General features: G+C 42.2%; 20 protein-coding genes and 1 pseudogene. 11 read left to right on the plus strand and 10 right to left on the minus strand.

Going from position 1 to position 23,248, the window contains the following annotated elements:
* Together FTU06_RS12980 and tusA are read right to left on the minus strand one after the other, a co-directional pair.
* The coding region (locus tag FTU06_RS12980) for a phage late control D family protein (RefSeq protein WP_180147056.1) at positions 1 to 1,022 on the minus strand (1,022 nt) is incomplete at its 3' end.
* 133 nt (positions 1,023 to 1,155) lie between these two features.
* The gene (tusA, locus tag FTU06_RS12985) at positions 1,156 to 1,413 is read right to left on the minus strand and encodes a sulfurtransferase TusA (RefSeq protein ID WP_078189780.1); all 258 of its coding nucleotides are present in this window, start codon (positions 1,411 to 1,413) and stop codon (positions 1,156 to 1,158) included.
* Between the two features lie 200 nt (positions 1,414 to 1,613).
* On the opposite strand from tusA, the gene FTU06_RS12990 reads away from it, so the two are divergent.
* Complete coding sequence (locus FTU06_RS12990; protein ID WP_078189781.1) at positions 1,614 to 2,453, plus strand: HlyC/CorC family transporter; 840 nt, start codon at positions 1,614 to 1,616, stop codon at positions 2,451 to 2,453.
* A complete protein-coding gene (gene lnt, locus FTU06_RS12995) occupies positions 2,450 to 4,009 on the plus strand; it encodes an apolipoprotein N-acyltransferase (protein ID WP_180147059.1) in 1,560 nt (519 codons plus the stop codon). The genes FTU06_RS12990 and lnt overlap by 4 nt, the downstream gene beginning before the upstream one ends.
* Positions 4,010 to 4,092: 83 nt before the next feature.
* Here the strand turns inward: lnt and FTU06_RS13000 are convergent.
* The 4 genes and pseudogenes from FTU06_RS13000 to gspF form a co-directional block, all read right to left on the minus strand.
* Positions 4,093 to 4,432: pseudogene (locus FTU06_RS13000) on the minus strand (tRNA-binding protein).
* Positions 4,433 to 4,664: 232 nt separating this feature from the next.
* Positions 4,665 to 5,000, minus strand: a complete 336-nt coding sequence (locus FTU06_RS13005) for a hypothetical protein (protein WP_180054286.1) — start codon at positions 4,998 to 5,000, stop codon at positions 4,665 to 4,667.
* 283 nt (positions 5,001 to 5,283) lie between these two features.
* The gene (gene gspG, locus FTU06_RS13010; RefSeq protein WP_373683967.1) at positions 5,284 to 5,700 is read right to left on the minus strand and encodes a type II secretion system major pseudopilin GspG; all 417 of its coding nucleotides are present in this window, start codon (positions 5,698 to 5,700) and stop codon (positions 5,284 to 5,286) included.
* 57 nt (positions 5,701 to 5,757) lie between these two features.
* The gene (gspF, locus tag FTU06_RS13015) at positions 5,758 to 6,963 is read right to left on the minus strand and encodes a type II secretion system inner membrane protein GspF (RefSeq protein ID WP_180147061.1); all 1,206 of its coding nucleotides are present in this window, start codon (positions 6,961 to 6,963) and stop codon (positions 5,758 to 5,760) included.
* 150 nt (positions 6,964 to 7,113) lie between these two features.
* On the opposite strand from gspF, the gene FTU06_RS13020 reads away from it, so the two are divergent.
* From FTU06_RS13020 to FTU06_RS13060, 9 genes are all read left to right on the plus strand, one after another.
* Entirely contained in the window at positions 7,114 to 9,336 is a 2,223-nt protein-coding gene (locus FTU06_RS13020) for a primosomal protein N' (protein ID WP_180147063.1), read from the plus strand.
* 78 nt (positions 9,337 to 9,414) lie between these two features.
* A complete protein-coding gene (locus FTU06_RS13025) occupies positions 9,415 to 11,256 on the plus strand; it encodes a monovalent cation:proton antiporter-2 (CPA2) family protein (RefSeq protein ID WP_180147066.1) in 1,842 nt (613 codons plus the stop codon).
* A 50-nt stretch (positions 11,257 to 11,306) separates the two neighbouring features.
* Positions 11,307 to 12,182 carry an Hsp33 family molecular chaperone HslO gene (hslO, locus tag FTU06_RS13030; protein ID WP_078189788.1) on the plus strand — a complete coding sequence of 292 codons (876 nt, stop codon included), beginning with the start codon at positions 11,307 to 11,309 and terminating at the stop codon, positions 12,180 to 12,182.
* 245 nt (positions 12,183 to 12,427) lie between these two features.
* The gene (locus FTU06_RS13035) at positions 12,428 to 12,880 is read left to right on the plus strand and encodes a DUF2147 domain-containing protein (RefSeq protein WP_180147069.1); all 453 of its coding nucleotides are present in this window, start codon (positions 12,428 to 12,430) and stop codon (positions 12,878 to 12,880) included.
* A gap of 284 nt (positions 12,881 to 13,164) precedes the next feature.
* Positions 13,165 to 13,629: a DUF2147 domain-containing protein gene (locus tag FTU06_RS13040; protein WP_168377964.1), complete on the plus strand. Its 465-nt coding sequence runs from the start codon at positions 13,165 to 13,167 to the stop codon at positions 13,627 to 13,629.
* A 188-nt stretch (positions 13,630 to 13,817) separates the two neighbouring features.
* Entirely contained in the window at positions 13,818 to 14,282 is a 465-nt protein-coding gene (locus FTU06_RS13045) for a DUF2147 domain-containing protein (RefSeq protein WP_168377965.1), read from the plus strand.
* 141 nt (positions 14,283 to 14,423) lie between these two features.
* Positions 14,424 to 15,386 carry a DnaJ C-terminal domain-containing protein gene (locus FTU06_RS13050; RefSeq protein ID WP_180147119.1) on the plus strand — a complete coding sequence of 321 codons (963 nt, stop codon included), beginning with the start codon at positions 14,424 to 14,426 and terminating at the stop codon, positions 15,384 to 15,386.
* Between the two features lie 10 nt (positions 15,387 to 15,396).
* Positions 15,397 to 15,735, plus strand: coding sequence for a chaperone modulator CbpM (locus FTU06_RS13055; protein WP_078189792.1), 339 nt, complete (start codon positions 15,397 to 15,399; stop codon positions 15,733 to 15,735).
* A gap of 69 nt (positions 15,736 to 15,804) precedes the next feature.
* Entirely contained in the window at positions 15,805 to 16,068 is a 264-nt protein-coding gene (locus FTU06_RS13060; RefSeq protein ID WP_180147073.1) for a YdcH family protein, read from the plus strand.
* 477 nt (positions 16,069 to 16,545) lie between these two features.
* On the opposite strand, the gene FTU06_RS13065 is transcribed toward FTU06_RS13060, so the two are convergent.
* The 4 genes from FTU06_RS13065 to recD all read right to left on the minus strand — a co-directional run bounded on the left by FTU06_RS13065 (position 16,546) and on the right by recD (position 23,236).
* Positions 16,546 to 17,814 (minus strand): magnesium transporter CorA family protein, encoded by a 1,269-nt coding sequence (locus FTU06_RS13065; protein ID WP_180022601.1) that lies wholly within the window; start codon positions 17,812 to 17,814, stop codon positions 16,546 to 16,548.
* Between the two features lie 137 nt (positions 17,815 to 17,951).
* Positions 17,952 to 20,039: a polyribonucleotide nucleotidyltransferase gene (gene pnp, locus FTU06_RS13070; protein ID WP_171262611.1), complete on the minus strand. Its 2,088-nt coding sequence runs from the start codon at positions 20,037 to 20,039 to the stop codon at positions 17,952 to 17,954.
* Positions 20,040 to 20,323: 284 nt separating this feature from the next.
* Positions 20,324 to 20,593, minus strand: coding sequence for a 30S ribosomal protein S15 (rpsO, locus tag FTU06_RS13075; RefSeq protein WP_067761248.1), 270 nt, complete (start codon positions 20,591 to 20,593; stop codon positions 20,324 to 20,326).
* An 861-nt stretch (positions 20,594 to 21,454) separates the two neighbouring features.
* Positions 21,455 to 23,236: an exodeoxyribonuclease V subunit alpha gene (gene recD / locus FTU06_RS13080; protein WP_180147121.1), complete on the minus strand. Its 1,782-nt coding sequence runs from the start codon at positions 23,234 to 23,236 to the stop codon at positions 21,455 to 21,457.
* Between the last annotated feature and the right edge of the window lie 12 nt (positions 23,237 to 23,248).

A 23,248-nucleotide genomic window follows, 5' to 3' on the forward strand; every position in this document is an offset into this window, starting at 1 on the left:
GCATTGAATTTTTTCGATTGTAGCTCGTGATAGCGCGTTAGGTTTTGATTCAGTTTTTCAATTTGGCTATTGGATGAAGCGGTAGCTTGGTCTTCGCCTTTTAAGTCTTGCATCCATGCAGGGCTGATATGCCATGCTTGTTCCAAACTTAAGCTGGCATTGTCTTGGCTTTGGCTATGCTGATGTTTACTTTGAACTGAACCTGCGCCTTCTTCTTGGCTGAGTCCATCGGCTTGCCAGCGCTGCACATGGACCGCAGTCGGTTGAATGCTACGCTCACCGATCAAGCTGGTGATGCTGTCTTGTTTTTCTGTGGCACTAGAGCGATGAAAGCGGATACTACGACGGCTGAGTGCTTGATATTGGCTATTGTCATCAATCAGCCGGAGTTTTTGTTTTTCAATTGGCGCTGAGGAATGTGGTGCTTTCAGCTGCGCTTCATCGATGAGCCAATTGATGCCTTCACTGCGCCAAAGACGCGTTAAAAAGTCATAATCGCTTTCATTCGACTGCATGATGAAAGGTCGTACATCATAGTTCTGACTTAAACCGCTTAGATCTAGCGTTAGACTGGCAGCAAAGAGCGGACTTTTGCTTTGCCATTCTTTAAAGAGAGTTTCACTGACATCGCGAACAGATTTGTTCATAAACACACGGCTGTTCCTGCGTTTATGCCACAGCGATGTTGCATCTTCTAAAGTGAGTTTATACAGGGTGAGTGAACCGTCACTCTGCCCTTGGGTGGCTTCGGTAATAATACCCGTGGTGCGGAAGAGTTCGCCCTGATCGGTTACTTGATCAACGGCGACTTGTGCGCCAATAAATTGTTTTAGCGGAATAAGGGCATTAGTAGATAGGCAAATCAAAGTCGCTTGCACGCCTTGGTTTAAGACATGCTCCCCATCAATACGTTGAATAAAAAGCTCTTCATTCAACGCAGGGTTGGAAAATTGCACATGAATGGCACGTTTTTGGGCGGATAAGCCTAATTTTTCAAGTATAAGAGCAATCGAATTTAACATTTTAAAAGTCTGTTTTTTAAACTTTGTATAATTATGCTGCGAATGATATAGGCTAGCCATCAGACTTGACCAGCCTATTTTATTAATAAAAATGTAATATCTTAATAATTATTATTTTTTACAATCTCTTAAATTAACCTTTCTGAACCAAATAATGGAATTCTTTATTTCCATTTTCATCAAGACGTTCTTCTTGAAGCAAAAGCTCATGACCTAAATGCATACAAAATTTCGGAATATCCCAAGAGGTCGAATTATCTGTTGCAAAAACCTCAACAATATCGCCCGATTTTGATTTACGAATGGCTTGATGCAACATCATCACAGGCTCAGGGCAACGTAAGCCACGGGTGTTTAATTGAATTGATGGGGGCACAGAAGGCTCAGACATTAGAAAACTCAGTATTAAAATCTAGGCCTATTTTAGCATAATCCTAACGACCGAATGTTAGCTTGAATAATGCAGATGATAACGTCTTAAAATGACTTGATCGCTCATCATCTAGATCAACATTAACAATAGACAACTGTATTTTCTACGGTATGATAAAATCATCATTTATTAGATATTAAGAGTCTTTAGGAAAGATCATGCAAGAGGAATCCGGCCCGTCGTGGGGCATGCGCGGCTTACGTAAATGGCTGGGCACTGCACCAGAAACCCGTGACGAACTGTTGAAATTGGTACAAGATTCACGTCGCTTCTTAGAACCCGATACAGTTGCCATGCTCGAAGGGGTACTCGACTTACCTGCAACTAAAATCCGCGAGGTCATGACCCCCCGTACTGCGATGATCAGCTTGCAAGAAGATGATGAGCTATTAGATATTTTGCATGTACTTGTTGAATCTGCACACTCACGTTTCCCAGTCTTTTCCTCAGACCAGCCAGACAATGTTGTCGGTATTTTGTTGGCCAAAGATTTGTTGCCATTTTTGACAGAACCGACCACCAAAGTCGATATTCGTGCATTAATGCGTCAACCCTTATTTGTACCCGAGAGCGCGCGTTCTGACCAAGTTTTACGTATGTTGAAAAATACCCAAACCCATATCGCTGTAGTGATTGATGAATATGGCACAACTTCAGGCTTAGTCACTTTAGAGGACATTCTTGAAGAAATTGTGGGTGAAATTGAAGATGAACACGACAAAGTCGATGAAGAAGCTCAATTTATCATTCCAGATGAAGACCCACTAAGTGCAAATACATGGTTGGTTCAAGCACTTACACCAATTGAACACTTTAACAATCTTTTAGATGCTGATTTTTCAGATGATGAAGTAGAAACTGTGGGCGGCTTACTGCTACAAGAAATGGGCTTGGTCAGTGATTTACAAGGTCAAGTGATTGAACTTGAAAACTGGGAATTTACCATTTTGGAGGCAGATGCACGTACTATTCATCTGATCCGAGCTGTCCGTAAATGAGAACCTACTTTGATAAGCTGCTAAATCACTCACAACAAAAAAAACAGCTACCTTTCATCTATCCTTTGCTGATTGCATTATTTTCAGGTGCCATATTCAGCTTGTCGCTGGCACCTTATCATTATTGGTGGTTGGCAATTTTATCTCCTGCCCTGCTATATGCATGCTTAAGTCAGCGTACCCCTAAACAATCGTTTTTCATTGGTCTAGCTTATGGCTTTGGCTTATGGTTTGTCGGGGCTTTTTGGCTGTATACCTCGATCCATGTCTATGGTGATACCAATTCAGCACTGAGTGTTTTGATGATTGCCATTATGGCGATTGTGATGGGGCTGTTTACCGCAGTTCAGAGTTGGCTCTACCGCCGCTTCTTTCCAGAAACCCCACTGACCTTTGCGCCACTGTGGGTGTTTTTCGAGTGGAGTAAAACTTGGGTCTTTACCGGTTTTCCATGGCTGTTTGCAGGTTATGCATTTACTGAACGATTCCTCGATGGCTATGCGCCATTATTCGGGATCTTTGGAGTATCTTTTGCGGTCATTGTATTGGCCTGCGCCTTGGTTGAAATCCTGCGTAAACGCATCTTTTGGATTGTTCCCTCTGCCCTTGTTTTGCTCGGTGCATGGGGTGCAGGGCAAGTGCAATTTGTTCAGCCTAAAAATGAAAAACCGCTGAGTGTTTCCTTAATTCAAGGCAATATTCCGCAAGATTTAAAATGGTTAACAGAATACCAAGCTCAAACCTTAATGAAGTATGCGTCATTAAGTCGGACCGAATGGGGGCGTGATGTCATTGTTTGGCCGGAATCCTCCATTCCTATGTTCCAAACCGATATTGAGCCGTTTCTGGATGCGATGAAAGTCCAAGCCAATAAAACAGGGACGGCTTGGGTGACAGGTATTCCCTATTGGGATTTGGCAGAATCACAGCAAAACCAACACCCTATGTATTACAACACCATCATGGCAACTGGTGATGAATCTTCTGGTCTATACAAGAAGCAACGTCTAGTCCCCTTTGGTGAATACATTCCGCTTTCAGGGATGTTAAGTTGGGTACTACCTGCCCTACAAAATGACCCGTCGATGAGTGGCTTTTCACGTGGCGCAAACAACCAAAAGCCTTTAAATGTCAAAGGTCATGATTTAGGTGCGGCGATTTGCTATGAAGTGGCTTATCCCAACTTAACGCGCCGTAATGCCAGTCAAAGTGACTACCTAGTGACCATTTCCAATGACGCATGGTTTACTGGAACAGCGAGCCCGCATCAGCACCTACAAATGGTTCAAATGCGTGCCAAAGAAAATGGCCGTTGGTTTATCCGTGCAACCAATACCGGCATTACCGCCTTTATTGATCATAATGGCCACATTGTGAAACAAGCACCGATGGATAAAGATGCGGTACTTCGTGGTGATTTACCTGCCATGCAAGGCGAGACACTTTACACACGCTTAAGTGATTGGCCTGTGTTGATTTTCTCATTCTTGTTATTGGTTCTCGGTTGGATTTATCGCCCGCGTAAAGTTGATATTTCTTTTAAATCACGCCGTTAATTCCGCTACAAAAGATCAAAAAACCGAGCCAAAGCTCGGTTTTTTATTGATAAACTTTCAGGGTGCCAGCTCACCTTACTTTTTCAAAGTAACTTAGTGCCTAGGGGAATCTCTGCATCAGGCACACAAAGAGCAACATGCCCCTCTGCATTATGAAAACCTGTGACCAAACACTCTGACTGGATCGGCCCAATTTGTTTTTTTTGGAAAATTCACGACGGCAACGACCAATTTTCCCAATAGATTTTCCGGCTGATATAGCTGTGTAATTTGCGCACTGGATTTTTTAATGCCCAGTTCCTCTCCAAAATCCACATGAAGAATGTACGCGGGTTTACGTGCTTGCTCAAAGACTTCAGCCTGCACAATTTTCCCCACACGTAATTCAACTTTCAAAAAATCTTGCCAATCGATCTGTTGCATTTTTCCCTCTTTCTTTTCTTTGTTGTACTTCATCTGGCTATCTATGCATTATAAAAATTTCATTCAGGCTGACGATATGTGAAACAGACATTCGATGCGTCTAAACGGACAAAGTAAGGTCATCTTAGAACACGTATCACATTAATGTACGCTTTGATGTAGGCTAACTGTTCATTAGCATGAGACATAAAAAAACTGGAGCAAGCTCCAGTTTGGAAGGTTAATTTTGGGGTTATAACTGCGTAACTAAATAGGAAAGCATGGCAGCTAAAGATACCATTGGAATATATCGATAAAGACGAACAACCATATGTTCGATGGCAGATGCATGTTCTTGTTTTAAATTTGCCACAGTCGCTTTTAATGCAGACCAAAAACTTAAAGCCAGTAATGAACTCATTAAGCTCATGGCAAAGAAGCCCACCATAATTTGGCTACTACCCTCAGTGCTTTGCCATAAATACACAATGCCTTGACTGATCGGCAGAATACTTAAAATCAAAAGAACAGATTTCAGCATAGACCAATGAAATTGGTTAATTTCATCCGTTAATAATAATGCTTTCATACTATCCTCCATGGCTAAAAAAGTACCATAAAAGATATTATGCGCGGTTTTATTTAAATGAAAAGCCTATATTTATTCATATTTTACGATTATTGTAATCAATAAAATTGGGAATAATTATTATTATAAATATCACATATTTTATATTATGTTATTTAAAGTAAATTCAACAACTTAATATTAATTTTATAATTAAGATTTATTATCACTTCACTCAATATTGAAACATCCTATTAAGTGAAGTGATTAATTCCATTAAAACTGAATTTATAATTATTCTCAGTTAGTGTTTATAGTAAATATCAGCATCATTTTCTTCACCGCCAGACTGACCATCCGCACCAAATGAATAAAGATCATAAGGACGGCCTTCAGAACCGGGAATCACATATTGAATGTCATTGTCCCAACTGTCTTTTGGATATTGCCCATTTAAGTATCCATCTGGTAACCAATTTTTTGCAGATTCTGGCTTAGTGATTAAGGCATTTAAACCACCATCTTGCATCGATGGATATTTACCATTATCAATTTTGTATTGCTTTAGTGCACCTGCCACAGTTTTTAAGGTAATCGCCGTAGTATCGACTTTGGCTTTTTCACCACGGCCCATCACGTTCGGTACAATCAGCGCAGCCAAAACACCTAAAATGACAATGACCACCATCACTTCAATTAAAGTAAAACCTTGTTGCTTCATATTTTTTGTCTTCACTTTCATGTTACAAATCTCTGTTCACATCATTGTTCGAATGTTTTAAATCATATTATTCATATTCACGATTGGCAGCATCACAGCAATCACGATCACCAGTACAATGCTCGCCATAAATACCAACATCAGCGGTTCAAGCAACGCCAATAAAGTTGAAATTAAGGTCGTCACTTCTCGGTCTTGCATCGTCGACGCACGTTCGAGCATCCGATCTAATTCGCCTGAACTTTCACCACTTTTGATCATTTGTACCATCATCGGTGGGAAATAACCACTTCGCTCAAGCTGTGTTGCTAAATTACCACCTTCTGTTACTTTCTCTGCCGCAAGGTTGACCGAATCTCGAATCACCCAATTATTACTGACCGCTGCGCCAATTTTTAAAGCATCGACCAAAGGCACGCCAGACTTGGTTAAAATCGACAAGGTACTGGCAAAACGAGCGGCATTAATGCCTTTAGACAGTTTGGAAAATAATGGTAATTTCAAAGTCAATCGGTCAAAGGCATAATGTCCCGCCGCTGTTCTGAGGAATCGAACCAAGAGAAAAATCGAGACTACGCTACCGACCAATAAAAATGGCCAGGCCATTCGAATAAAATCACTGGCTTTCATTAAAGCGACCGTTATCCACGGCAAGGCATCTTTGCTTTGATCAAAGGTTTTGACAATATCTGGGACCACATAGGTCATGAGTCCCATCACAATACCGAAAGACATTAACATCAGGATGATCGGATAAATCATCGCACCCTGCACTTTTTTTTGCATGGCAAAGCGATTTTCGGTGTAATCGGCAAGTTGGTCGAGAATGAGATCGAGATGACCTGAACGCTCACCTGCTGCAATCGTGGCAATATACAGTTCAGGAAAGCGTCCCGCTTGTTGTAGTGCGTTGGCTAAAGAATGCCCTTCCAAAACTTTAGAACGCACCGACATCAACAGGTTTTGCACATGGGCTTTTTCGTTTTGTTTTCCCACAGCACGAATCGCTTCTTCTAATGGAATCGCAGCGGCAACCAAAACTGAAAGTTGGCGAGTCAATAAAGCCAAGTCATAGGCATTCAGCCCTTTTTGAAACCAGCGCTGCTGCGTGTGTTTGTCTTTTTGCTCTATCGGATCGACAGCAACTGGAATGAGTGACTGATCTCTGAGCTGTTGACGAATTTGACGCGCAGAATCACCCTCAAGTACACCCTTCTGCTGCTTCCCTGAAACGTCTATGGCAGTAAACTGATATGCAGGCATTGTAATGCTCTAATTTTCCAAAATTTCTATCAGCGCAGTTGCGTCTGACCATCAAAATCATTCATATTCTTAGATATAAAATATGAGCTCACTCTAACACAACTCCTTTACGATCACGACGAAATTTAATCAGGAACTTATCCACGTTTTATGGCAAATTCAGCGAGCATTGCAACACCTATTTACCGCGTTCGAGTCGCCGTTCCGGTATATTTATACGACTGCTTCGATTACAGCTTAAGCCAAGAGCAATACCAAAAAGCTGAAGTAGGTGCACGCGTTGCTGTATCTTTTGGTCGGCAAAATTTGACCGGTATCATCGTGGAAAAAATTGCACCCGATGCACCACTCGATTCAAGCTTTAAACTCAAGGCCATTACTGAACTACTTGATGATCGCGCCATTTTAGATGAGAAAGTTTTAAATTTATTGACATGGTCTGCACAGTATTACCAATTTCCAATTGGTGAAGTCATGCAAAGTGCCCTTCCAACGCTGTTACGCCAAGGAAAGCCCTATAATTTATTGGCACGGACATGGAATCTGATTGACCATAATGCTGAAGCCAAAATTAAACGTTCAGAGCGTCAACAAGAAGCGTATAAAATACTAAAATTACATCCCACAGGCACAGGTGAAAATCTTTTAAATTTGTCAGGTGTGGAAACAGCAACACTCAAAGCCTTAGAGAAAAAAGGTATCTGCGAATGTGTGTTAGCAGAACAAGACTTTAGCCCGATGCCGATGAGCATGGCGCAAATGCCACTTACAGCAAACCCTGACCAAAAAAAAGCGATCGATAGCGTATTAAAAGCACGTAAAAAATATCAGGCCTTCCTGCTCGATGGCTTAACTGGCAGTGGTAAAACTGAAGTCTATTTACAAATCATGCAAGAGGTTCTCAAGCATGGCAAACAGGTCTTGGTTTTAGTTCCTGAGATTGGACTCACCCCACAGACCATTAGCCGCTTCCAATCACGTTTTCATTGCAATATTGCCCTATTACATTCGGGGTTAAACGATTCAAAACGTATGCAAGCTTGGCAAGCTGCGCAAACGGGCAAGGCGTCTATTATCTTAGGCACGCGTTCTGCGATTTATACCCCACTGCCTAATCTAGGTTTAATTGTGATTGATGAAGAGCATGATCTGTCCTTTAAACAACAAGAAGGCTTTCGCTATCACGCTCGGGATGTCGCACTTTACCGTGGGCATTTGGAACAATGCCCCGTAATTTTAGGTTCTGCCACGCCTAGCATTGAATGCTATGCCCTTGCCAAACAAAGCAAGATGACAATTTTGGAACTAAACCAACGCGCAGGCACCGCGGTCATGCCGAAAATGCACATCCTTGATCTGAAAGTGGCACAGAAGCAGCATGGAATCAGCCAACTTTTGATTGGTGAAATCCGTAAACGGCTTGAAAAAAAAGAGCAAGTATTGGTGTTTTTAAACCGCCGCGGTTATGCACCTGTACTGATTTGTGAAAGCTGTGCATGGCAGGCCAAATGTCCACACTGTGATGCCAATTTCACGGTTCATCGCACACCTTATCAACATTTACATTGTCATCACTGCGGCACCATTCACCGTATGCCAGATCACTGTCCACAGTGTAATCATCAGGAGCTCAAATCTATTGGGATGGGCACAGCCAAAGTTGAAGAAAGTTTAAATGAGTTGTTTTCTGAACATGACATCATTCGAGTGGATCGTGACTCGACCAGCCGCGTTGGTAGTTGGCAAAAGATTTATGACAAAATTCAAAAAAGTGAGCCTGCTATTTTGCTTGGTACGCAAATGCTGGCCAAAGGTCATCATTTTCCTTACGTCACCTTGGTGGCGATTTTAGATATCGATTCAGGTCTGCTGAGTGTGGACTTCCGTGCCATCGAGCGTACTGCACAGCTCATTGTACAAGTCACTGGGCGTGCCGGCCGTGGTGAACGTAAAGGCGATGTTTTTTTACAAACCCTAAGACCCGACCATCCGCTTTTGAATATCTTGGTCAATGAGGACTATCGAAAATTTGCCAAAGAAACCATGAAAGAACGGGAAATGGCACAAATGCCACCGTTTCGCTATGCCGCATTGGTGCGCTGTGAGTCCAAAAACCAAGAACTCAATACTGAATTTTTACAGCAACATGCCCAATTGCTGCGTCAGGACTCTGCTGGAATTATTGACATTTGGGGGCCGATTCCTGCCCCGATGGAGCGCAAAGCCGGACGTTATCAATCCCACATGGTTTTACTGTCTACAGATCGTGCGCGCTTACATTATTATCTGCGTTATTGGTGGCAAAACATCTTGCATAACAAGCCATCAAATATGAAATTGAGCCTCGATATAGACCCACAGGAACTCAGTTAAACGCGTACAATTCAGTCTGAAAAATCAGTCATACTGAATTGAAACTTTCGACCAAAAACACAACTCTAGGACGAGTAAATGTCACTACTGTTACAGATCACAATTTTCCTTGGCGCATCCTTATTGCTTGTCCCTTTGCTCAAGCGCTTTGGTATTGCAACGGTATTGGGATATCTGTTCACTGGTATTTTGCTCGGCCCCGATGTCTTTAACATTGCCAGTGATCCCGAAGCGATCCAAGAGCTTGCTGAGTTTGGTGTGATCTTACTGATGTTCCTGATCGGCCTCGAACTACGTCCACAGCGACTATGGAGCATGCGTAGTTCTATTTTCGGCATGGGGAGTTTACAAGTTGGTCTGACCGGTCTGCTTTTAGCGCTAGGCAGTTTTTTTGCATTACAACAAGGCATTGCAGCCAGTATCGTTATCGGTTTCGCTCTCGCTCTTTCTTCTACTGCCTTTGTCTTGCAGATGCTGAGTGAGAAGCAGCAATTAAACACCACCTATGGGCAACAATCCTTTTCGATTTTGCTGTTTCAAGATATGGCCGCAATTCCGCTGATTGCAGTCATCCCCCTGCTCGCAGGAACAGAATCATCACATCATGGAATCGCCTATTTCGCCGCCATCATTGCGACTTTTTCAGGCTTATTTTTATTTAGTCGATACTTAATGCGGCCTTTTTTCCGCTTCGTCGCGAAAAGTGGGGCGCATGAACTGATCACCGCTGTCGGCTTATTTATTATACTGGGTGTCGTGGTGTTGATGGATGTACTCGGCATCAGTACCACACTCGGTGCATTTCTAACAGGCGTGCTATTGGCAGACTCTGAATTCCGCCATGAACTCGAAGCCAGTATTGCTCCGTTTAAAGGGCTTTTACTTGGTTTGTTCTTTATGACCGTAGGCATGACCACGGAACTGTCATTATTCGTTGAAATGCCGTGGTTCATTATCGGTGGTGCGTTGGCACTGATGCTCATCAAAATGGCGTCACTTACGGCGATTGCGCGTTATCTTAAAAATTCATGGCGCAACAGTATTTTACTGGCGACCTGTTTGGCTCAAGGCGGTGAATTTGCCTTTGTGGTCTTTAGTGTGGCGAAAAGTGAAAATGTCGTACAGCAAGCCATTTTGGAGCCATTAACCCTCATCGTCACTTTGTCGATGGTGTTGACCCCTATGTTGTACTGGTTAATACAATCACAAATTTTGCCACGTTTTAATCCAAAAACCATCCCCGAATATGACGACATTCCGGATGAACATAATCCTGTGATTATTGCGGGCTTTGGACGTTTTGGACAAATCATTGCTCGTGTGGCGCATTTACAGCATTTGTCTTTTACCGCCATTGATAGCAACTTAGACAAAGTCGATTTCGTACGTAATTATGGTGGTCATCTATATTATGGCGATGCCACACAACCAGATATTTTACGCGCTGCGGGCATTGAACATGCCAAAGTGTTCGTCCTTGCCATAGATGATATTGAAGACTCGATGAACGTGGCGCGTCATATTCGCCTGAATTACCCTCAGTTAAAATTATTGGTCCGTGCGCGTGACCGTCATCAGGTGCATCTGCTGCGTGATTTGGGGATTGAGCATATTTGGCGTGAAACCTATTTATCGTCTTTAGGAATGGCCTATCACATGTTGTGTGACTTAGGCATCAGCGATGAAGATGCCTATAAAAGTATCGAGTTGTTCCGTGATTATGATGAAAAACTGCTGACTCAACAGCAGCAAATCTATACCGATGAACAAAAGATTTATGAAACGCATCGTAACGCTTTAGCTGAACTGGAACATTTGTTTGAAAGTGATGCGCAAGCCCGTGAAAAACCTACAGGTGTTGATTTACAACGCAGCTTACAACGTCATCGTATTGATGTCACAAGAGATGATAATGAATGACTTGTGTTTTACAATATCGTCACCATTAAAGCAGGGTTATGGAGAATTTTATGTCAGATTTACGCCAACGCTTTTTTATTGAAGATAGCCCTGTTCGTGGAGAAGTGGTTCATCTTGAAGAAGCCCTACAAACGATTCTTGCACAGCGTGACTATGCACCTGCTGTACAAATTCTCTTGGGTGAAATGCTCAGCGCGACTGCCTTGTTGGCCAGTACCTTAAAAATTAAAGGTCGTATTAGCTTACAAATTCAGGCAGCAGGCACATTTAAATGGGCAATGGCGGAATGTAATCATCTCGGTGAAGTTCGCGCACTTGCAGATTATGAAGAAGACCCGCACTTTCAAACCGCTGAAGACAGCAGCACGGTACTCAAAGCCTTGGTAAACCCAGTACTTTTCATTAATATCGAGCCTGAATTTGGTGAGCGTTATCAAGGGATTGTACCTTTAGACAAACCGACTTTAGCGGGTTGCTTGATGCAATATTATGATCTATCTGCACAGATCCCGACACGCATCGTCTTAGCAAGCAGCAACAGCCGTTCAGGTGGTTTACTGATCCAGTTATTGCCGCGTAACAGCGAAGAAGAACAACGCCGAGTTGATGAAGATCTATGGCCACGTTTAACCATGCTGACCGAGACATTAAAAGCAGAAGAGTTAACGTCTTTATCTGCAAACGAAATTTTATATCGTTTATATAACGAAGAAGAAGTTCGTCTACCTGAAACTGAAGCCTTAAAATTTGGCTGCACATGTTCAAAAGAACGCTGTGCGACAGCACTTGAACAAATTGGTGTTGCTGCAGTTCGTGAAACTCTAGAGTTTCAAAACCCAATTGAAATGGACTGCCAATTCTGTAATACAAAATATACTTTTACGGCAGAAGAAGCTCTATCCCTTTTTGGTCAACACCTCAGCTAAATCATTGCATGATTAAAAGCCTAAATCTAAGCATCCCTCGGGGTGCTTTTTTGTTGTCCCCGCAAAATTTAGACCTACTACTTTCTTGCGCTTAGTCGAATGGTTGCGAACTTTAGAACCTCAATATGATCAGCTGTATTTGCGATCAATTTTTTTTAGAGTAGAATCGCGCCAGAAATAAAGTCAAAAAAACCAACAAAGCTTTATTTTTTAATAGAAAAATAATGTAAAAAACTGGATAAAATATGAAACTCAAAACACTCGCTATTCCCTTAGCCATGTTCTGCTTTGGCCCAATGACAGCACATGCAGCAGACCTCGTCGGGACATGGAAAACCATAGATGATAAAACAGGCTATGCTCGTGCTGAAGTCAAAATCACTAAATTAAAAGACGGCAGCTATAGCGGTAAAATCACCAAAGTGCATGCCATCCCCAACCGCCCTGTCACCACGATTTGTGAAAAATGCGAAGGTAAACTCAAAAATGCACCCTTAATTGGTTTACCGATATTCTCTGGCTTTAAACATAATGCAAAAGAGAATGCGTACACCGATGGCAAGGTGATCGACCCACTTTCAGGCAATACTTATCAAGGTAAAGGGCAATTGAATGCGCGCGGCAATGTCCTGACACTTCGAGGTTATGTTGGAACCACGCTTCTCGGCCGGACGGTATCTTGGATGCGCGTCAACTAAAGTCGCCATTTGGCTTTCATTGGCATGATGAACTCAACTCCAGACGAGTTCATCATGCCGATAATAATCTACTTTGAGATGAATTCCGACTATTTTACTAGTGCGTAGACGTTCAGCATAAACCTCATTTAGCGCCAACTCGTTCATGTTTTGGCTCAAAATATAAATACCAATTCTTAAAAAATCACTAGAATATTCATATTATTTCAGGCTACATTAAACCCATAATATTTTTATGCCTTTAAGTTTTAGGCATCCGCTTTTTGTGTAATGTGGGTAATTATATGGCTGTTAAATTCCTCCCTTCTATCCTGTTCGGCATGTTCTCCATCTGCAGTTTATCCTCTGCTTTTGCAGCGATTGACCCCTTAGTGGGGACATGGAAAACCATTGATGATCGAACAGGATATTCCCTTGCCGATGTGGTGATTCGTAAAGATAAGCATGACCTGTATTCGGCCACCATTATCCAAAGCCGAAGCGTACCCGGAACAGCAAATGTTTCGACATGCACGCAATGCACCGGTGCTCAGAAAAATAAACCCATGGTCGGTTTAACCACTTTAAGCGGCTTAAGCGCTGATCCAGAAAAGCCCAATGAATTTGTGGGTGGAGTGATGCTCGATCCCAAATCAGGCAAGCACTACAATGCACGCGCTCGTTTGATGAATAATGGCAAGCATTTGATCATCAATGGTCGTACTGAAGGCTCTGCAATTGGACGCAATGTCACTTGGGTCAAAAACTAAGCACGAGGCCTTTAAATCATTAAAGGCCTTTTTTAACTTAAAAATTAGAGTAAAAACTCCATATTAAAGCAGTGTTTTAAAAAAATCTGCCAAATACATCACAAACCATCACATTGATTTTGTAGGGCTTTATATATAAATTAGGCAACTTACTCTAAAAACACAATTCTGAATTTTCAGGGGATGAAATGAAAAAAATATATCAACAATTATTTGCCGGAATAGTACTTAGCACTTTGTCAGGATTGTCAATCGCTGCGGAAACCGATCCGCTAGTGGGTAAGTGGAAAACTGTCGATGACCGCACCGGATATTCACGTGCAGACGTTGAAATTCGCAAAAAAGCCGATGGAAGCTATGAAGGCATCATTGTCACCACACGCAATGTCCCTGGCACTGAAAAAATGGGCGTCTGCTCGAACTGCCCAGGTGAATTGAAAAATAAACCTTTTATCGGCTTGCCATTTATTTGGGACTTTAAACAAGATCCAAAAAATCCACGTGAATTCCAAAACGGTAAAGTTCTGGACCCGATTGGTGGAAAAATCTATAAAGGCAAAGCAAGACTTAGTGCTTCAGGAAAACATTTAACTATACGTGGGTATGTTGGTGTATCTGTGATTGGTCGTAGTGTCACTTGGATAAAATATTAATTTTAAATGTGTTTTTAAAAGCCTCCTCGTGAGGCTTTTTTATTGTCATGTTTTGAAACAATAAGATGCTGTTTGCCCCTATGACAGTTTGATGAACCCTTCTATATTGATTTAAACATGATCAATATTTATACAGAGAGTATGCCAGACAATCACTATCAAACTTTAGGGATCGCCCGAGATGCTTCGGCAGATCAAATTAAAAAAGCCTATCGAAAATTGGCGCGTAAATATCACCCTGACGTCAGTAAAGAGGCTGATGCTGAAGCGCGTATGCAAGCGATTAATGTTGCATACGACACCTTGAGTGATGCCGAAAAGAAAAAACAATACGATTTTGAACTCGATCATCCACAAGGATTTTCTGGGTTTAATGCTGGCAACCAAGGTGGTTTTGACCAATCTCAGTTTTATCGCCAATCGACGACTGATGGTCAGCATGCGGACTTTAGTGGATTTGAAGACTTGTTTGGTCGTTTTGGGCAAGGCTTTGGTGGCGGTGACTATCAGTATCAACGTGCAAACCGCCAAACCAAGAGCTTCCGTGGTGAAGACCAACACGCCAGTTTAGAAGTGGATTTAGAAATCGCATTTCATGGTGCAACGCAGAATATCACCTTGCAGATTCCAAGCCTCAACCCCCATGGTGAGCCTGAAGTTCAACGTAAAACCCTACAAGTCAAAATTCCTGCAGGCATGAAATCAGGTCAACAAATTCGACTCTCGGGCCAAGGGCAAGCTGGCTATAACGGTGGAGCTGCTGGTGATTTATACATTGAAATTTTGTATAAACAAACCGAGCAAACCCGTGTAGAAGGTGCTGATATTTTCCAACAACTGAATATCAGTCCTTGGGAAGCCGCATTGGGTCAAAAAATTGCATTTACCAGTCCTGATGGCAAAACATTAGAGCTACAGATTCCTAAAAATGCGCGTACTGGACAGCAGCTACGATTAAAGGACAAAGGGATACCAAACAAAACACCCGGACAGCTTTACCTGATTTTAAATATAGTGATACCAGCTGCACACACAGAACAAGAGCAACAAGCTTATGCGGCTTTTGCTCAAGCTTTTCCGTCATTTAATCCACGACAGTCTTAAGGAGAGCACCATGACAACAATTCATTATCGTGAAATTGTCTGTGACGGATGTAAACAGACTGAAATCGTAGACGAAAAAAGTAGTTTTGATCTACAACACTTTGCCTCTGCCTGTGGGCAAAGTCCAGAATGGGTTCTGCAACTACTCGAATACGATATTCTGCCTAGCCGTTCAGAAGACAGAATTCATCAATTTTTTGGCGATGATATATCTCGCGCACGGCGTGCCTATCGGCTTCAACGAGATTTCGATGCCAGTTTTACTGCGGTCGCCATGATGCTCGACCTAATTGATGAAGTCCAACAACTACGTCGCCAAGTGAAACACCAACAGCTTCATTCGCACTAAATGTATTCGTGAACGCTCTGTCCTGCAGGGCGTTTTTCTTTTTTCTTGTAGAGGAAATGATCGACAACCATGAAAACACGAGATCGCAATAAAAAAGTCAAAAACATGTTTCCTGAGTACCGTGATTTGGTCACTCAGTTACGTGATGAAAATCCGCATTTTGCGCGGATCTTTGAAGAACATGATGAGTTGGATCGCGAAATCATTCAATTGGAATTAGATCCTGTTAATCACTACAACACAGATATTGAGACCATTAAGCGTAAGAAATTAAAGCTAAAAGATGAAATTTATCGCTTACTGAAAAGTAATGAAAATGATGATATATCTTGAGATATCGACTCGTATAGGGGAATTTTCATGATGCATGTCGTTCGCAGTACAACCCACGAGGCTAAGCAATTGAATTGCTAAGACCATAAGGATCGGTCAAATCGCGTTGTACTGCAGATTCTTTAAAAAACAAAATGTAAAACAATTACATCATGACAAAGGATTCATCATGCACATGCATCATGTCCTATTGGGTGGCATTACTCAGTTTCAGTAGTCTATTACATGCCAGTGATAAACGAGTATTTGAAAAACCATGGATGACCAAACAGGATATTCACGCGGTGATGTGACCATCGTCAAAAATGCCGACGGGACGTATAGTGGAACACTTACTGCAATACGCCCAATGCCGTACAAGCCCTTGGTCGAAGTGTGCTTAAAACGCAAAGGCAAACTCAAATATGCACCCTTGGTGAGTCTCGAAGTTATCAAAGGATTTAAAGCAGACCCATCCATCAGAGAAGCTAACGCGAACTATTTGAGTTTCGTCAGCTTCTCAATTTCTTTCATAGTTTTAACCGTACCTTTGACTGTGCCCTTCACCGTTTGTTTAATTGGTTCATAATCCATAAACCAAAACAAATTCATGTGTTGATCGCCATGTTGCTGTGCCAGCATATCAATCACACTTTTTTCGCCACGCCCCACCAAATGCCGTCGATAAAAATAATACAGCAGTAAAATCGTGGTAATCAACATGATACCAAGCATGATCCAAAAACCGGTTGGCGATTTGAGTCCGGGAATAAACTCAAAGTTCATACCGTATATACCAGTTAATAAGGTTAATGGTGCGAAAATCGCCGTAATAATCGCTAAAATACGCATATTTTCATTGGTTTGGTTGGCAACGGCTGAAAAATGCAGATCAATGGCGGCCTGCACGGCACTGCGTAATCGTGTGGTGTGTTTTTGAATGCGTTCGATATGGCTAGTTAAATCATCTACGCGAACCAGCATGATATCCTGCTTTTCACTGCGCTTTTTGCCTTTCAAATGCGGGTAATTATCCACAACTTCATCACGCAGTTCTTGCAAGGCTTCAATTTGCTCTTCACACAAGTTTTCCACTTGCTGAAAGGCCATATTTTCCTGCAACAGTTGATGCCACTTGGTAAAACGCCGATGCCCTTGCAGCAATTCTCGCTGCCAAAACTCGACACGGCGGGTCAAAGGAACACGTAAATCCAAGTATCCATCTACCATATTATTCAGTAAGCGCAATGCCAAATCTAAGGGTGTAATGGCTAATTTTCGTGGTTTATTTTGTTCATCAATCGGACGAGAAATTAAAGTTTCAATCCGTTGGATATAACTTTCAATGGCTTTGTTGCCTTTTTCGCGCACCGTGATCAGCACTTGGGGCGTGATCAAAAAACTGATCGGGGTGGTCGCCAAACCAAAGACCCGCTCATGCTTTTCAAGAGCTTCTGCACCTGCAACAATTTGGTCATCGGGTGTGACCATTTTTCTAAAAATTAATAAATCATAATCATCGAGTGTGTCAAAGGCACACGGATGCTCTAAATTTAAAATATCCCGCAGATGGTATTCATTGACCCGTAGATCTGATGCCTGAAAAATATCACTCTGCCACTGCTCTGGGCGGTTGACGACATCTTCACGGGTACAATCAATCCAAATAAACTCAGGCTCAAGTTCAGGATAATGCTCACATTGCACTTGGTCTTGCACATAGATATGCGCGGCTGTTGGATGCTGAAAAAAATAATAGGTTTGCATATCTCATTTATTATTGTGTTTACTTTTTCATGATGCCATAAAAAAAGCCTTGAGCAAGTCAAAGTTCATACTCTGACTGCACTCAAGGCTTTTTAGAATCCATTCACAGAGCCGAAACCCTGTGAATCAACAAACCATTAAGCTTGTTCGATGTCTTTCATGGTTAATTTGATACGACCGCGGTTGTCGACATCAGCAACTTGTACTTTGATCTCTTGACCTTCAGATAATACGTCTGAAACGTTCGCAATGCGTTCGTTAGAAATTTGAGAGATATGAAGTAAGCCATCAGTACCTGGAAGGATGTTTACAAACGCACCAAATTCAACGATACGAATCACTTTACCAGTGTAGATTGTACCTGGTTCGATTTCAGCAGTAAGCGCTTGGATTTTCGCAACAGCAGCTGAAGCAGCCGCTTTAGTTTCACCAAATACGCGAACTGTACCGTTATCTTCGATATCGATTGCTGCTTTAGTTTCTTCAGTGATCGCACGAATCGTTGCGCCACCTTTACCAATCACATCACGGATCTTATCAGGGTTGATGTTGATCACTTGGAATGTAGGCGCGTGCATAGAGATTTCAGGACGAGCGCGTGAAATTACTTGGTTCATTGCATTTAAGATGTGCATACGACCTGCATACGCTTGGTTCAATGCAACTTCCATGATCTCTTCAGTAATACCTTCGATCTTGATGTCCATTTGAAGTGCAGTAATACCGTTTGCAGAACCTGCTACTTTAAAGTCCATGTCGCCAAGGTGGTCTTCGTCACCCAAGATGTCAGAAAGAACTGCGAAACGCTCGCCTTCTTTGACTAGACCCATTGCGATACCCGCAACTGGCGCTTTAAGTGGAACACCTGCGTCCATAAGTGATAGAGAAGCACCACATACAGAAGCCATTGAAGATGAACCGTTAGATTCAGTGATGTCCGATACGATACGGATCACGTACGGGAAGCGGTCAGCTGCTGGAAGTACAGCTTGTACACCACGACGCGCTAAACGACCGTGACCGATTTCACGACGTTTAGGACCAGATTCACGACCAGTTTCACCTACAGAGTATGCAGGGAAGTTGTAGTGCAACATGAAGTTGTCAGTTTTCGTACCCGCTAATGTATCTACCATTAACGCATCACGTGTATTACCCAAAGTTGTTGTTACCAACGCCTGAGTTTCACCACGTGTGAATAATGCAGAACCGTGAGCACGGTCTAACACGCCAACTTGTACGTCAAGCGCACGAACTGTTTTAGTATCACGGCCATCAATACGTGGTTTACCTGACAAGATGTTGTCACGTACTGTACGGTATTTCAGGTCTTCGAATAATTCAGCTAAGTCGTCAGCGATACCGTCAACGTCTTCTTCTGGAACAAATTGAGCAACAGCTTCAGCTTGAAGCGCATCAAGTGCTGCATAACGATCGTGTTTAACAGCGATTGTGTATGCTTCAGAGATTTTCGCTTCAAACGCTTCTTTTAATTTTGCACGAAGGTCTTCGTTTTTCGCAGGTGCAGTCCAAGTAGACTCTGTTGCACCAGCAGCCGCAGCAAATTCTTTAATCGCTTGGATCGCGATTTGCATTTCGTCATGACCGAACAATACAGCGCCAAGCATTTGGTCTTCAGAAAGTTCTTTCGCTTCTGATTCAACCATCAATACTGCAGATTCTGTACCTGCAACCACAAGGTCAAGGTCAGATTCTTTAAGCTGTTCGTGGTTCGGGTTAAGGATGTATTCACCGTTGATTAAACCAACGCGCGCACCACCGATTGGACCACGGAAAGGCGTACCCGCAATTGCAAGTGCAGCAGATGTACCTAACATTGCAGCAATGTCAGCATCCATCGTTTTGTCAGAAGAAATCACAGTCGCAGTCACTTGGATTTCGTTGTAGTAACCTTCTGGGAACAACGGACGGATTGGACGGTCGATTAAGCGTGAAATAAGAGTTTCAGCTTCAGACGCGCGGCCTTCACGTTTACCGTAACCGCCCGGGATACGACCTGCAGCATATTGTTTTTCTTGGTAGTTAACAGTCAATGGGAAGAAGTCTTGACCTGCTTTCGCTGTTGGTTGAGCAACAACGGCAACAAGAACTTGTACACCACCCATAGTGATGATTACAGTGTTCGCTTGACGCGCAACACGACCTGTTTCTAGGACAACTTGATGCTGACCGTATTGGAATTCTTTACGAATAATATTAAACATCGACATGTTTTATTTTTTCCTAGTTCTTGTGAACAATTATTCTAGTGGAGACCCCTAAGGTTTGGCATTCACTCAACGCCCCAAACGCTGCAACATAAATGACAAAGCTTAGAAGCCGACCTCACTAGATATTAAAAACATTAATTAAAAATACTAATTTGAGACACAAAGAAGGAGCGAATCAACGCCCCTTCCCCATTATCCAACCAAGGTTGGATAGACTTTAGTTTTCAGTAATACAGCACTAAGCATGCAATAGTCCGAAAATAAAAGTTTAAATCGAATTAACGACGTAAACCTAAAGCAGCAATCAATGCGCTGTAACGAGTAGCGTCTTTACCTTTAAGGTAGTCAAGAAGCTTACGACGTTGGTTAACCATACGGATAAGACCGCGACGGCTATGGTGGTCGTGTTTGTGCTCTTTGAAGTGACCTTGTAAATCATTGATTTGAGCAGTTAAAAGAGCTACTTGAACTTCTGGTGAACCAGTGTCGTTTTCAGCGCGAGCGAATTTTGCAATGATCTCTGCGCGATCTGCGTTTGTTAAAGCCATTCGATTTCTCCGAGATGCTTATAAAGTTAACTTTTGATACGAATCAACCAATAAATCAGCTGACTGCCGTGCATCACTACAGCAAGTGCATTATATTAAGGGAAAATCGTCCCAATTGCAAAAAGAGATAGCCGACTTCGTCAGGTTTTCTTAATGACAATAACGCCTTATTTTTCCTCTCGATTCCATTATAAATTTTTTATATGCTTCGACACTCTATACGACACAAAACTGCATATTTCCAACACATTGAATTCCATATTATTGAATGAATTTTAAACTTATTTTTGATATATTTTGCCACTCGATGTTTAGCATGCAAAACTCAAAGTGGAATGATTAAAAAAAAGCCCGAGCTAGGCTCGGGCTTTTTTGCGCTGTAGTTTCTTCTTTTTTAGTTATTGTTTTATTATTTATTGTTTTATGTGGCGCTTTTCCGCGTCCTTATGTCAAACATTCCATGTTTTAACTTGCACTTCCTTATGTGGTAGATTTTGCCACAACGGCTATTAGATAAAAGTCGTATTTTTCGTATCTATATGTAAGCTTTTTCGTACATCAGTTAATTTCTTTTCTGTTACAGCGTATAGGTATTTCTTATTTTCCAGACATAAAAAAGCCCTGTAGTCTCTCCCAAAACTACAAGGCTTAGCGGCTGTAAGTTTCCTATTTCCTTACTTCACTGTAAGTTCGCTGTCTTTTGACGTTATTCTTATACTTTTGCGATTTTACTCAACCATCCGTGTTGAGTTCTTTTTCTGTGAAGTCATCTTCTCAAAAAGCTCTAAAAAGCTCTATGCGCAAATCTCCTGAATCGATGTAAGCCATTTCTTACAAAATACGGTACATTTTGCCTAGGCTTTACAAAGGTAGGTGATTGTTAATTTTTTCTAACAGACCACTAACTCGCGCTGTTCTTTTTATAAGCGCTTTTGCCAATGCATCTTTTGCAACAAGCAAACTCACCACTTTTTTGGCACGAGTGATGGCGGTATAAATCAGCTCTTTACTCATCATTTCGGTAGCATGATTTTCCAAAACTACCGCCGTATGGGTAAATTCAGAACCTTGAGACTTATGTATGGTCAAGGCATAGGCGGTTTCTATACTTTTAGGTAACCGTGTTGCCACCACCCATTTATCCAAACTTGGAAAATAAACCTCAAACTGCGACTTTTCCGTCATCGGTCGTTTTAAGCAAATCCCGATATCACCATTTGATAGTCCAAGTTGATAATCGTTATAGGTCATCATGACTGGACGACCGACATACCAATCCCCTTGTTTCAACACACCCAAGGTATTTAAGACCCGAAGTTCAATCTGCTGATTGAGTTCGTGTAAGCCTAATTTTCCATGTCGAATGGCCGATAGAATCCGATAATCATCAAAATAGCGAATCAATTGGGCTGACCAATTTGCATATTCAGCGGGTTGCTCTGGCCATTGTTTTAACCATGCCACATAGGGCTGAAAACCATACATCAGTTGATCATAATATTTTGCCCAATGTGCCGCACTGTTCGTAGCGTCGGGGAGATATTGCAACTGAATCACATCGCTCATATTCGGTGTCAGTTGAATCGGCTGAAGTTCGGATGCAGATACCACCTGATGTTCGAATTTCGCCAGAACTTCAGTGGTTGTTTGCTGTTGTTCTTGTTGTTGAATAAAACGAGCAAACTCACCAATGGCTGCACCCTGTACAAAACGGCGGCTGGTCTGTAAATGGGTACGGTTGGCTTGTAAGGCATCGACATCCTGAAGGTTGGCCAAAACAGCGCCAACATCGACCGAAGCCAACTGTTCTGCATCCCCTAAGAGAATCAGCTTGCTGTGTTGAGGGATTGCCGCGAATAGCATCTGCGCCAAACTTAAATCCAACATGGAGGCTTCATCGACCACAATGACGTCATAGGGTAAGCGTTGGCGCTCATTAAACCGCGGGATAGCGCGCGTCCCTAAACCCAATAGACGATGCAAAGTTACGGGTTTCAAATGTTTGTGAATAATCGAATAATGCTGCAATGCAGGATCTTTAAACGCTGCTTGTAAGGCTTCTTCCATTCGCTGCGCCGCTTTTCCTGTCGGCGCTGCCATCGCAATTCTTAAATTTGGATTTTGCTCATTCAACACGGCAATAATCCGAGCCAAGGTATAAGTTTTACCTGTCCCAGGCCCACCGGTAATGATATTAAAATTGTGCTGACACACCATGTGCAGTGCTTGGATCTGATGGGGATCGGTCAGTAAATCCTTTTCAATATTAAGCATCTGCGTTTGATTAAGATCTTGCTTTATTTGCTGTTTTAAACGTGCAACTTGCTTGGCTAAAGCATTTTCTAGTGCCCAATAGCGATAGAGATACAGTCGCTGTGAATCAAATACAAAAGGCGCAACCGGCGTTTTTTCAGCTTGCTCAAGCTGAACCATCTGAGCCAAACATTGAATCTGTACATTTTCGGCCAAAATACAACTGTCGCCTTTTTCCACGGCTTGCATCAATTGTTGAATTAACTGATTTGCAGCAGGATGACTGACCTGATTGGGTAAATAATGTTGGATTAAATAGTCAATCCAATCCGGCAAAACCGCATCTAAATCAGCAGTTTCTTGGGGATTTTGGGTAACTAAAACCTGCATTTCTACAGTGTT

Origin of the sequence: Acinetobacter sp. YH12052 (assembly GCF_013419835.1) — a bacterium.
In the GTDB taxonomy this organism is placed as follows: domain Bacteria; phylum Pseudomonadota; class Gammaproteobacteria; order Pseudomonadales; family Moraxellaceae; genus Acinetobacter; species Acinetobacter amyesii.